The 13,114-nt window shown below is 35.9% G+C and carries 12 protein-coding genes; 2 read left to right on the top strand and 10 right to left on the bottom strand.

Annotated features, from left to right (window positions below; translation table 11 throughout):
- Positions 1 to 129 precede the first annotated feature (129 nt).
- Positions 130 to 1,017 carry a DMT family transporter gene (locus RBB48_RS08755; protein WP_088106488.1) on the top strand — a complete coding sequence of 296 codons (888 nt, stop codon included), beginning with the start codon at positions 130 to 132 and terminating at the stop codon, positions 1,015 to 1,017.
- 169 nt (positions 1,018 to 1,186) lie between these two features.
- Here the strand turns inward: RBB48_RS08755 and RBB48_RS08750 are convergent, their stop codons facing one another.
- A complete protein-coding gene (locus RBB48_RS08750; protein ID WP_306007549.1) occupies positions 1,187 to 1,954 on the bottom strand; it encodes a TSUP family transporter in 768 nt (255 codons plus the stop codon).
- Between the two features lie 107 nt (positions 1,955 to 2,061).
- On the opposite strand from RBB48_RS08750, the gene RBB48_RS08745 reads away from it, so the two are divergent.
- Positions 2,062 to 2,847 carry a TrmB family transcriptional regulator gene (locus RBB48_RS08745; RefSeq protein WP_306007548.1) on the top strand — a complete coding sequence of 262 codons (786 nt, stop codon included), beginning with the start codon at positions 2,062 to 2,064 and terminating at the stop codon, positions 2,845 to 2,847.
- Between the two features lie 91 nt (positions 2,848 to 2,938).
- Here the strand turns inward: RBB48_RS08745 and dnaB are convergent, their stop codons facing one another.
- The 9 genes from dnaB to RBB48_RS08700 form a co-directional block, all read right to left on the bottom strand.
- A complete protein-coding gene (dnaB, locus tag RBB48_RS08740; RefSeq protein WP_306007547.1) occupies positions 2,939 to 4,228 on the bottom strand; it encodes a replicative DNA helicase in 1,290 nt (429 codons plus the stop codon).
- Positions 4,225 to 5,085 (bottom strand): DnaD domain-containing protein, encoded by an 861-nt coding sequence (locus RBB48_RS08735; protein WP_306007546.1) that lies wholly within the window; start codon positions 5,083 to 5,085, stop codon positions 4,225 to 4,227. The genes dnaB and RBB48_RS08735 overlap by 4 nt, the downstream gene beginning before the upstream one ends.
- A 197-nt stretch (positions 5,086 to 5,282) precedes the next feature.
- Positions 5,283 to 5,609 carry a nucleoside triphosphate pyrophosphohydrolase gene (locus tag RBB48_RS08730; RefSeq protein ID WP_306007545.1) on the bottom strand — a complete coding sequence of 109 codons (327 nt, stop codon included), beginning with the start codon at positions 5,607 to 5,609 and terminating at the stop codon, positions 5,283 to 5,285.
- A gap of 52 nt (positions 5,610 to 5,661) precedes the next feature.
- Positions 5,662 to 6,405 carry a MerR family transcriptional regulator gene (locus RBB48_RS08725; protein WP_306007544.1) on the bottom strand — a complete coding sequence of 248 codons (744 nt, stop codon included), beginning with the start codon at positions 6,403 to 6,405 and terminating at the stop codon, positions 5,662 to 5,664.
- An 8-nt stretch (positions 6,406 to 6,413) separates the two neighbouring features.
- Positions 6,414 to 6,665: a hypothetical protein gene (locus RBB48_RS08720; protein ID WP_142291683.1), complete on the bottom strand. Its 252-nt coding sequence runs from the start codon at positions 6,663 to 6,665 to the stop codon at positions 6,414 to 6,416.
- Positions 6,666 to 6,668: 3 nt separating this feature from the next.
- Positions 6,669 to 7,007: a magnetosome magnetite crystal formation protein family gene (locus tag RBB48_RS08715; protein ID WP_088062177.1), complete on the bottom strand. Its 339-nt coding sequence runs from the start codon at positions 7,005 to 7,007 to the stop codon at positions 6,669 to 6,671.
- A gap of 97 nt (positions 7,008 to 7,104) precedes the next feature.
- Complete coding sequence (locus RBB48_RS08710; RefSeq protein ID WP_106383115.1) at positions 7,105 to 9,546, bottom strand: DEAD/DEAH box helicase family protein; 2,442 nt, start codon at positions 9,544 to 9,546, stop codon at positions 7,105 to 7,107.
- Positions 9,539 to 9,865, bottom strand: coding sequence for a nucleoside triphosphate pyrophosphohydrolase (locus RBB48_RS08705; RefSeq protein ID WP_001143692.1), 327 nt, complete (start codon positions 9,863 to 9,865; stop codon positions 9,539 to 9,541). Before RBB48_RS08705 ends, RBB48_RS08710 begins: the two co-directional genes overlap by 8 nt.
- Positions 9,866 to 10,110: 245 nt before the next feature.
- On the bottom strand, positions 10,111 to 13,011 hold the full coding sequence (locus tag RBB48_RS08700) for a DEAD/DEAH box helicase (RefSeq protein WP_088062173.1): 2,901 nt from the start codon (positions 13,009 to 13,011) through the stop codon (positions 10,111 to 10,113).
- Positions 13,012 to 13,114 lie beyond the last annotated feature (103 nt).

Here is a 13,114-nt window from a genome sequence, read left to right as displayed (position 1 = left end):
GTTGAACCAATCGGGCATTTACGGGCAGTTGATCTCCCACCTAACTTCTTTGCTCCAGCCGAATTTTGAGGTGGGAGTCTTACTGCCCGTTAATGCGGGGTAAAATTTATACATAACGAGGGAATAGAAATGAAACTACAATTAAAAGCGGATTTAGGGCTACTACTAGTTACATTCTTTTGGGGTGCATCCATCTTACTTACAAAGGTTGGACTCGAAGGCATAGAAGAATATAACTTAATCGCATTACGATTTATCATTGCCTTTCTTTTATCAGGTTTAATATTTTACAAACATTTATTCAAAATCGATTTTAAAACTGTAAAATATGCATTTATACTCGCTTCTGTCTTATTTATCGTTTACATTTTCGCGACTTTCGGCACAAAGTATACGAGTGTTTCTAACGCTGGTTTCTTACTATGTCTCACAGTCATTTTCATTCCGATCTTATCAGCTATATTTTTAAAACACATCCCAGAAAAGAAAGTGATAGTAGGAATCTTTTTAACGATAATAGGAATCGGCTTATTAACATTAACGAGCGAATTCAAGATTGGTAACGGCGACATATTTTGCATATTGTCTGCCTTATTTTATGCCATTCACGTCATCATTACTGGAAGCGTAACGAAACATGTGAACTCCATTGCACTTGGAGTCATACAACTCGGTTTCGTCGGCCTATTTAGTCTTATTTTTTCATTCATTATCGAAACGCCAAAACTGCCTAGCACAACCAACTCATGGTTAATCATCCTAGCCTTAAGCATATTCTGCACCGCAGTCGCATTCATCGTGCAAGTAATCGCCCAGCAATACACGACGCCTACACATACAGGACTTATTTTTTCATTAGAACCTGTCTTTTCCGCAGGCTTCGCTTTCGTTTTCACAGGCGAAACGCTCACAGGAAAAGGATACTTAGGCGCGACGCTTATATTAATAAGTGTGTTGATTGCTGAGGTAGATTTTAAGGGGTTGTTGCGAGTTAATTATAAGAAGAATATGGAATAGTTATTTCGCTAAAGTACATAAACATACCCCGAAAATATTCGTTTGTATTATTTTCATCCTCTTACCTTAATTTTTTTAGATGCTATCTTTGAATAAGATAGCATCTAAAATATGTTACAAAGAATTATTATATTTATGTAGCCTGCATAGTTAACCTTTTCTAAATTACTTACTGTACATAGTCATACAGATTTTTCGCTAACAATAAACAAGTTACTGTAATGAAAAGAGCACGAACATACCCGCTTCCTTTTTTTATAGCAAATTTGGAGCCAACGATCCCTCCAGCAATTTGAGCAATCCCCATTATAAAACCATACGCATAATTTACTTGCCCTACATACATAAATATCAACAATGCACCAACATTACTTCCTAAATTAAGAAACTTCGCATTACCTGCTGCTTTTAAAAAATCATACCCAATAAATAAAAGAGCGAACATTAAAAACGAACCTGTGCCAGGCCCTAGAAATCCATCATAAAAACCAATAGCAAAAATAAAAAAGGTAAAAATAATGACGTGTCGACCAGATAATTTCTTATGAGTAGAAATACTGCCCCAATCCTTTTTAAATATTGTATAAATAGCGACTGCACCAAGCATTATCAGCATCAATGGCTTCAGTACTTCTGGGTTCATTAAATGAACGGTCCATGCACCTACTATAGAGCCTATAAAAGTGATTGGAAATAATTTTAAAGCCGATTTCAAATCAAGATTACCAGAACGATAAAACACAATATTACTAGTTGCACTCCCCATTGTTGATGCTAATTTATTCGTGGCTACTGCACTTGCTGGATTCAGCCCTGTAAATAATAAAGCTGGTAAGGCAATGAGTCCACCACCACCTACAACTGAATCAATAAATGCGGCAACAAATCCAAAAACAATCAAAATCATTAATACAGATGGGTCTAAATAAAAATCCATATTAGTAGCCCCCTTTTAGTCACTATTGTAATAGTAACTATCAATTTGCTAAATGTAAAGAGTTATTGTAACGTTAAAATATAAAAGCAAACATCGGAGGAAAAAAAGTGGACTACATAGTGCAACAGCTTAAAAAAATTGGTTTTAATGAATATGAAGCTAAATCTTATGTATCTCTTGTGAAACAGGGGCCTGCTACAGCCTACCAAGTAAGTAAGGATTCAAGTGTTCCAAGAGCGCGAATTTATGAGATTTTGGGTAACCTTGTAGAAAAAGGAATTGTCATGAAGGAAGAAATAAATGACACCACTCGCTATTCACCTCTACCTGTTGAAATCTTTTTACAGAAAGCTCAATCAGAATGGCAGTCTACTTATGAAGGAATCAGTGATTCATTAAAAAAACTCGAAACTTCTGAGGAAAAAACGGATAATCGAGTGATTACTTTAAAAGACAACAAAACAATCATTAGCTATTGTCAGGCATTAATAAAAAAAGCAGAACAACGTGTTGTCATTTCAATGTGGGATGAGATGTATGAAGCGTTAAAAGAGGAACTATCTGCGGTAGCTGATACAGTTTCAGTACAAGGTATTACCTTACATGTTGAAAATCCAATTAAAAATCTAGAAGCTCATCGTATCACACCTTATACAGAAACCCTCTCTACAGAACATTGGTTTATTTTATCGATAGATTCTAAAGAGATGATTTATGGACCATCAATTGAAGAGCGTAATATTGCTTTTTATACAGATGACCCCGTTCATATATACTTACTTGAGGATTATGTATGGCATGACGTTTTAGTGAATCGACTTGTCCGACGTAGCCAAGATGATTTGGAACAATGGATTACGGCAGAGAGAAAATCCTTCTTTATGGGAAAATAAGAAATATATTAAAAGAATCAAAGAATAAAGCATAAGTTAATGGAATGAAAAACTTATGCTTTATTTGCAAAGTCATACCCAAGTCTTTCAACTAATTCCCCTTCTCCACAAACCGCCCAAACTCCTTCAAAAATCTCAATTTAAAACTCCCCACAGGCCCATTCCGGTGCTTCGCCACATGAATCTCCGTCATCTCTTTCTGCACCGTTTCCTTATCATAATAATCTTCGCGATACATAAGCATAATGACATCCGCATCTTGCTCAATTTGTCCCGTCTCTCTTAAATCCGATAAAAGAGGACGCTTATCTTGACGTGCTTCTACCGAACGAGACAATTGTGATAACGCTACTACACAAACATTTAATTCACGTGCTAATTGCTTAAGTTTACGAGAAATTTCACTAATCTCTTGAAATCGATTGCCCTTATGCTTCGGATCGCCCGTAATAAGCTGCAAGTAATCTACAATAACTAAAACCTTCTTATCACCGTGCTTCCTCTTTAACTTACGAGTTTGCATCCAAATATCTTGCACTGAAATGCCTGCGTTATCGTAAATCTCAAATGGTAATTCCCCAATCTCCGCAAACGCCTTACTCACCTTTTCCCAGTCCTCTATCGCAAAACGATGCTTCGGATTTTTCAGCCTACCTCCTGACACTTCACCTACGCAAGACGCCATCCTTTTTAACAATTGCTTACTACTCATCTCTAATGAAAATAGTCCTACCGCCGATCCAGACTTCGCCGCATGCAGTCCAACATTTAGCGCAAACGCAGTCTTTCCCATAGAAGGACGCGCACCAAGGACGACAAAATCACCTTCCTGCAATCCGCACGTCATTTTATTGAGCGATGTATAACCAGTCTCAATACCAGTAATCTCTTTCGCATCTTGATGAAGCTCTTCATATAAATCAACTAACGTATCCTTCAAGTCAAACTCACATACACAGTCCTTTTCCTCTAACTCACAAAGTGCCGTAATCGTCTCACCAATAATTTTCTCATTCTTCTCCGCAATAAGACGCTCTCCCATCTTGTGCCCAAGAACACCCGCCTGATACATTTTCCAGGCACCGCGAACAAGCCCCTCATAATAAGAGAAGTTGGCAGTTGTAGGCACACCATCCATTAACCCTATAAAATACTCCATTCCCCCGATCCCCTCTAAAAAATTCGGATCTACCCTAGAAATGAACGTCACAAGATCAATCGGTTGCCCCTCTTCTTCCATTTTTCGCATTAACTGAAATATAGACTTGTGCACTGACAGAGAAAAATACTGCTCCGTCAAACGGCACTCCTTAATAAGCTCTCCATCAAGTAATAGAGAACCTAACACCGTCTTTTCCGCCTCTATATTTTGAATACTCATGGACGCCACCCGCGCTCCGCTAAAAAGCGCTGCAACTCTTCCTCAGACGGCGCATTCTTCTCCCACTCCCCACACCTCGCCAAAAACTCCTCCGTCTCCCCCGTACTAACAGACGAATCCTTATTCCTAAAGCTCGCCGTATCCGCCTCAACCTCACACACTTTCGTAAATCCTTTCCCGTGCCACCCTCTCAAAATCCCCTTTACATAAGCAACCGTCCGCTTATTATTCTCAAACGCAATTTGAAGAGCCTTCAGCACAAGCTCCTCTGACAAATCTTCCATCCACGCGCTCAGTTCCTCCACAGTATGCGGAGACAAACTACCGAAATGTTGCTCATAAAAAGAAAACACGCGACTTCCCGTCTCTTCCTCTATAACCTCTTCTTCCTCTGTCTCCTCACAAACTGGCTCAACATCATCCACAGCCAAATCACTCGGCATACCGAAATGCGCTAAAAGCATCGGAACATTCAGCTCCTCCTCTACGCACTTCTGAAGAAACATATGTACAAACTCCTTATTCTTCACACCCTTAAGCTCACGAAGCACACACTTCTCCACATTCGTATTCGTCACCGGATTATAACGAAGCCAATTTAAAACGAATAACTCTCGTGTATCCGCATCATAAAGAATCTTCCCATAATCAATGAAGCGCTGCACAAGCTTATCAACAGTCTCCCGATTATAACCCGTCTCCATCTCAGCTAACCGCTTCGGAAAAGGAAAAATCCCACACTGCGTCGTCTTCGAACAAGTCAACAAATACACATAAAAATACCGCTCCTCCGGCGTCAAATCCAAAACAAAATCATCCTGCCAAAAATTCACCTGCACAGTACGATACACCGCCATCCCAATTCCTCCCGTCCTAATTCAAAAATGAAAATTTCCTCTTTGTACTATATATAGGAAGGAGGCCCGGGTTTTTGGCGTGTTATTTCAAAAATTTTTTCGACTCCTACTACGGTGTTTGTTGTTGTTTTTGTTTTGTTGTGTTTTTTCTTAGTGATTTATTACTTGGTAGGGGCTTGTAAGGGGCTTAGAAGGGGCTAGTTATCGGTTACTTCGATTAGAAACACTCGATCTGAAAAGCCGCCTCGTTCTACTGCTTTCTTTTTACGGATGCTGTTGATTTCTTCTAGTGCTGTGCCTTCGTGTTCGGCTAGGGCGTTGATTAGTTCTAGTAGGTCGGATAGTTCTTCGAGTTTATCGGGTTTTGTTTTTGCTTCGATGTATTCTGTTAGTTCTTCTTCAGTTTTCTTGCAGAGTTCTTTTATGTATTCGTCTTCAGGTAGGATTCTTGTTGTGGGTGTTTTTCCGTTGGATTTTATTATCTGTGGGATTTTGTTTCGGATTAGTTTGTTGTAGGTTGGCATATGGGTTCCCTCCGTTAGGTTTTTCTTCTATTATAATGGAAAAGCAGTTTAACTAGGTGTTAAACTGCTGCATTGCTTCTTTTATATAGTTTTCTTCTTCGTTTGTGAAGAGGGTTGGGAATTCGGATAGTGGAAGTTTCGATTGATTGATTATATCCTCTATATCACTTCGAGGTGTATCAAGATAGTTCGTTACTTCTTCTATTAAATTGAAAAATTCCTTCAAGGTAACTTGAACATCTTGATGACTCGGATCCTTCTCTTCTACCTTATACTTTTTCAACTTCCCTATCACATCCATAAATCGCCGATCGAATTTTTCTTTTAGTTCCTCATTATTATAAAACGGTTGAACACTCTCTTTTGAAAAATGCTCCACTAACCATTCCTTATTTTCTTTCTCCCATATAAAAGTTTGCAGAAAAGAAGAAAACAAAGCGACATCCACTCGTTCTTCCTTTTGAAACCTCTTCGTCATCCCATCCATATGCGAAAGCACCTTCGCAATTCTTTCTTGCTCTGCCAAAAGCAATTCCCTTTGAAAATGCATTTGTCTTAAAAATTCTTCCGTCTCTATATCACGCTGCAATATAATATTTTGAATTTCCCCAAGCGAAAAACCGAGATGCTTAAACGATTGAATTTGTTGCAGCACATACAAATCATCTTTCGTATATAACCGATGCCCACCCTCAGTATAATCGCTCGGCTTTAATAAAGTAATCTTGTCATAATAACGAAGCGTCCGCACCGTAACATCCCCAACACTTGCAAACTCACTAATCATCCACGCCATACCATCACCTACTCCGCTAACTTCTCTTTCACATACTGAAGCATATGAGAAAAACTCATCTCATTCTGCCGACAATATTGAAATAAACCTACAACAAGCAATACAAAAGGAACATTCCCCCTATAACGATTTTCATACTCACTAATACCATCATAAAGGTACTCATACTTTCTTTTTCGTAAAACAATATAAATCGCAATAAACAATACTGCAATCATAACGAAAAATTGCTTCTCCTTTATCTCCACTTCTTGTTTCATCACCTATTCTCCTTCCAATGCATACTTATCTTCTTTAAATAACGGAATTCGAATGAAATAACGATATGGCTCGTCGCGTATTACCTTCCACGCAATAATGGTCACTTGAACAACCTCAAAGGCAAATACACCCCAAAACAAAACATCACTAATACGCGAACTAGTATTAAATAGAAGAAAGATTAACAAATGAAAATTGAACGCCTTTCGGCAATGATATTTGTACACTTCAGTTTTACGTGCCAGTGTGATGTACATGAGTAGTGGCGAAAAGATTCCTATTGCGGCTGAGAGTAGTAGCATGATGATGGTGTTTCTTTTTTCTTTTTTGGTGGTTTTCATGAGCGGTTTGATCCCCCTTTTTTGATTTGTCTTCTTTAGGTTAGGGGGTGACGTTGGGGGAGGTGCAAGGGGAATTTTAATTTAAAAACAGCAACACTTATTTCAGCGTCGCTGTCCTTCTTCCAAAATATGTATGAAGACGATATTCACATATCTCCTTCGTCCATTTAAATAAAATTTCTTCATCTTCTTTTCTAACATCCATATTTAGAGAAAAGAAGTTTTCATCAAATGATAGTAAACCTTTCGAGCTACCACTCCATTTTGTCATTGGCATTGTAGCAATTAATTTACTAATTTTTTCTTCATCATACTCCCACATACGTTTTGCTTGCTTGTCACTAAAATCGATTCTCTTGCGGTATTCTTTTTCCATTAAAAACTGATGGAAGAATGGTGCAACTTCTTCTGGTGAGATAGGATGGTACCATTCCTCTTTTCCGCGTTGTAACATCGCTAACAGTAGTAGCATTTTATAACTTTTTGCCATTCCTGTTGTTTCAACTTCTTGCAACCACGCTTCACAATGTAAAAACACTGTTTTTTCCAGTTCTGTTAATTCATCATTCCATGCTAAAAAGCCAACATATGATTTAAACTCTTGGCGATACTCTTTACTTTCTTCTGTACCAAGCTTATGTAATTCTAAATATGTAGGTCGACGCCCAAGATCTATTTTTACAGTTTGATAACCCTGCTGTAATTTTTCTTTTCTCGGCATTTTCTTTTTCAGTAATTCATCTAATAACTGCTTTGCTTCTAATTCAAACTCTACTGTACATCCAGCTGGCAATATCTTTTGTGTACCATTTCTTTTCGTCTTTCCATCATCAACTCGAAGCATTTGCATTTTTATATCTGCATTTCTATAATTTGCAATTAAATCAATTACAACACAATACTCCTTATGCTCATGCAATCGTAAACCACGACCAATTTGTTGCGTAAAAATTGTTAACGATTCTGTTGGGCGAACAAATAAAAGTGTATCGACAGATGGAATATCAACACCTTCGTTAAATAAATCTACTGTGAAAATAGCATCTAGTTCATTATTATCCAGCTGATTAATCGCATGTTCTCTCGAAATATGTTTTGTTTCCGAATGAAGTGAAATTGTACTATAACCGTTCTCATTAAAATATGTAGACAAAAAAACTGCTTGCCTAATACTAGAGCAAAAGACAATTGTTCTAGTTTTCTTATATTTCTTCCAAGCTTCTAAAATATTTAAGGCGAGTTCCTCTCTTAACTGAATTTGTGTAAGTTCCTCACGGTCATACTTATTGCCTATCCAACGTATTTGTGAGTAATCCGTATCATCATGTACTCCATAATAGTGAAACGGAGATAACCATCCACGCTGAATCGCTTCCATAAAATCAATTCGATACGCAACGTTCCCATCACAAATCGAATAAATATCACGAAAATCATTTCGATCTGGCGTTGCTGTTATTCCCAATAAGAAATTAGGATCAAAATAATCTAGTACCCTTTGATAACTGTTAGCTGCAGCATGGTGGAACTCGTCTACAATAATAAGGTCAAAATCATTAGGTGAGAAGTTTTCTAAGTGACGCTTTCTACTCAACGTTTGAATAGATGCAAAAACAACATCCTTCTCGCCTTCCTTTTTCTTCCCATTGTAAATCCCCGTAGTCTTATTATCGATTACACGCAGAAAAGATTTTTCTGCTTGATTTAATATTTCTTCTAAATGCGCAATAAATAAAACTCGCTTAAAACGTTTTGCAAAAAAAGCAGCTAAATAAGTCTTGCCAAGTCCTGTTGCCATAACAACCATCGCTTTGTTGTATCCTTCTTCCAGTACATTCTCTAATTGTTCCAATGCAGGTAATTGTGCAAAGCGTGGTGTGATCTTTATTTCATATACAGCTGATTCCTCTAATTCAATTTCTACTCCTGAGCTCGCAGTATAATCCTTTTGTCCCGAGGGAATCATCATTTCAATCTCTTCTTGCTTTGTCCAAGTTCGGACTAGACTCGAATGAGTTGTATGAAATTCTTCATACTCTTTACGATATTGTTTAATTGTTTCTATATTGATAGGCTGAGTTGCTTCATTCATATGAATATGTAAAAATTGATCAATCGCCTCCGAAAAAGCTTCCTCTCCAACACTCTCTTTCACAAGCAAGCTCCATTCCACGCCACTTGTTAACGCGGAACGAGACATATTAGAAGAACCAACAATCATAACTCCGTCGCTCTCACACTCAAATAAATAAGCCTTCGGATGAAATGATTTCCCAGCACTCCTCCACAGTCGAATCTCAATATCAGGATGAATTTCATACAATTTCTCTAAAGCATCTGGTTGCGTAATATACAAATAATCTCCTGTACAAACCTTAATATCTACATTCTTTTCGGCTGCTTTCCGCAAAAGAGGGGCTAAGACATCTACCCCCGATTTCATAACAAATGAAGTTAAAATATATATTGATTTTGCATCATCCATATAGCGCTCTAGCTTATAGATCAAATTATTCGTAACGAGCTGTACATTAGTCATCATGTACCTCAACTAAAAAAATCCTCTCCTGAAAACCACCACGTTTTTCAGCCTTCTGTTTACGTACTTGCTCAACAGCCTCTAACGTTACACCTTCATATTGCGCTAATGCATTCACTAGCTCTAATAAATCAGCTAATTCTTCTACTTTATGTTCTTTACTTTCAGCCTCTAAATACTCAGCTAACTCCTCTTGTGTTTTCTTACTCACTTCTTCTATATATTCTTTTTCATCTAGTATTCTAGTTGTGAATGTTTTTCCATTATTCTCGATAATTTCTGGTATGCGATCTCTTACTAATTTGTTGTAGGTTGGCATTTGAATTCCTCCATGGCTAATATTGTAACTTTTTGATTATATTATACAAGATTTAGTACTTTTCTTTCTATTTGCATACAATAACTATTTAAACAATATATTATAATTCAATAAATAAGGCCATATCAAAAACATACTCTAATGTTAGTTTGATACGGCCTTATCTTGCATATAGATATTACTTTAAAAACTTAAACTTCTTTTTATTATTTTAAAGTAATAATATTATTGAACTTTTAATCTACCTACAAAACATTACTATCCTTTAAATAATCATAGAGCTTATTATCCACCGATTTCTCCATAATCATATTCATCGTAACAACCGGCAGTTCTTTTCCATTTTTATCTTGCATTTCAGTTTGTTCTACACTTGTTTTATCGGGTCTCGCTTTTCCTAAATAGTAAAAGTCGCTTCCCTCGTCATCATCTTTTTTCACAAAAATATGGACGTCAATATTATTTTCTTTAGCATCAATAATTGTTTGAACTTCCTTTGACTTTAACGTTCTATTACTTCTAGTATACCATTTAAGAACATCTTGATTAAGGAATTCATCACCATAGTTCACACTCGATTCTACCTCATCGTTTTTATGATATGTGACAAATATTGGGCAAGTAGCGTATTTGGTTTTATAGCCATACATAGTTGAAGTCTCATCAATGTGCCAATTTAAAAGTTTACATGCATCTTTTCTTGAGTATTTTTTATATATAGTAAGGTTACTATCACACTCATAATTTTTGTTCTTGTCTTTCGCACTTTTAATGATGTCCATTACCATGTACTTAAAGTATTCATTCTGTTCTAAGCTTTCTCGGATTAGATCATTAAACATGTACGTATTATCTTCTTGTAATGCGAGAATTGGCTTTTCACCATATTTTTTCTGGTTATTCTGTGTGAAAAACGATAACTCAAAAACCCGCTGCACAGAAGTAATCGTAGCATCATCTGTTAAGCAATTAGATTCTTCAAGTTGTTTTATATACTCATCCTTATCAACTTTTTCTTGCTTTAATAATAAGTCTAACAAAACGATTTCGTTTTTACGTTTTCCATTTAGTACTTCCAATGAAAGCATTGTTAAAACTTTATTTTCGTACTCTGTTAATGTAGGGACATCTTCTTTCATTTTCAATAGGAATTGATAATAGTTCGAATATCCTTCTACAAGTACAACTGGATCAATAGAATGGTTTACTATAAAGTCATATAGATATGGAGTTCTTCCTATTCTATTTTTCAACTCAGCAAAAGCTTCCTTCAATACTTTCATTGCTGTTAAATTACTATTATTAATTGCTTTAAAGATCTGCTTTTTTGCTATTTCTTCAAAGTTAACTGTTGAAATACCTTTAATATAACTCGTGTCATTTGTATATCGACGTATATTATCTTTATTTTGTGATCTATCTCCTGAAAGAGCAATTGGAATTAAATAGTTGTTTTTATAGTTTCCAATAAAATCAATGATCGTAACAAAATCTTTCGAATCGTGTTTTCGAAGTCCACGCCCCAGCTGCTGTATAAAGATAATACTTGATTGAGTTTGTCTTAACATGACAACTTGGTTAACACTTGGAATATCGATTCCTTCATTAAAAATATCTACTGTTAAAATATAATCCAGTATGCCATTTTCTAATTGATTTACCCGCAGTTCTCTTTCCTCTTGGGAATGATCGCCGGTTAATGCAAATGTGCGAAAACCTCTACTATTTAAGGCATATGATAATTGTTCTGCCTCATCTTTTCGGCTGCAAAACATTAATCCTGTTACTTTCTCACCAGAAAAACCATAATATTTTACTTTTTCAACTATATGATCTACTCGCTCTTCCGTAACAAGTTTAGATAAAACTGTAGTGTCATCTATCTTTTCACCATTATATTCAAAATCAGTTACTCCAAAATAATGGAAAGGACAAAGCATATCTTCTTCAAGTGCTTCTTGCAAACGAATTTCATAAGCAATATTGTAATCAAATAGCTCATAAATATTAAAATTGTCTGTACGCTCAGGTGTAGCAGTCATTCCCATTAAAAATTTCGGTTTAAAATAATCAATAACCCTATGATAAGAACTAGCACCAGCTTTATGAACTTCATCTATTAAAATATAATCAAATAGCCCAGGATCAAATTGTTGTAAATTTTCTTCCTTTGAAATAGTCTGGATTGTCGCGAATAAATATTTAGCATTTATTTGCTTATTTGATCCTGATAAAACTCCAAAGTCTTCATCGGCTCCGCCAAGCACCTTTTGAAAATCTGATTTTGCTTTATTTAATATTTGCTCTCGGTGAACAATAAATAGCATCCGTTTAGGTGCAAAATTTCTAACATCAAATGCTGAAAGATATGTTTTCCCCGTTCCTGTTGCGGAAATAACTAAGCCTTTTGCTTCTCCAGCTTCTCGAATAGCTTGTATTTCTTTTAATGCAGCTTGTTGCATTTTATTTGGCGTAATTTTCAACGCTTCTTCAATTGCATTATGATATTGACCAGGTAATTCTATAACTCGATCTAGCAACTTATTTTCTGCAACTTGTTCATATATTGTTTCGTAATTTGCAATTAACTCTTCAGTTAATACTTGAGAATGCTCCCAGACTTCTTCAAATTGATTTTTAAAATGTTGAACAATCTCTCCATCTTCATGCGATGTTAACTTGACGTTCCATTCATAGTTTACCTTCAAAGCATGTGCAGTCAGATTCGAACTACCGACAATTAATGAACAATGTGTTTTATTATCAAATATGTACCCCTTTGAATGAAAACCAGATAAGTTTGTTAATCTTACTTCTACATTTTCAAGTTTCATTAATTCTCTAAACACTTTTGGTGTATTAAAATTTAAGAATGTAGATGTTAATATACGTCCTTTAACCCCTCTTTGTTTAAGATCAAGGAAATGCGATTTTAAAGTCGCCAGTCCACTTTCCGTAATAAAAGCCACTGAAAAAATAAAGGATGTACTATTTTCTAGCTCCTCTAACAATGAACTTAAAACATTTTCATTTTTTTTCGTATTGTTTACTAATAATTTAGGCTTATATATTCCGGGATGACTATGTTTTTGATCAATAAACCCTTTATATAAAGACCCCTCTAATTTTTGAATAAAATTCTCCATATGATCACCATTTATGACAAATTTTTATATTAATTGTATTACTCACTGATTTAAAGTGCAAATTTATTACAATATAAAAAACTATCCGCCTAAAACGGATAGT

It is taken from the genome of Bacillus sp. MMSF_3353, from assembly GCF_030733445.1.
Taxonomy (GTDB): Bacteria; Bacillota; Bacilli; order Bacillales; family Bacillaceae_G; genus Bacillus_A; species Bacillus_A wiedmannii.
This window is presented reverse-complemented; position numbering and strand designations above follow the sequence as displayed.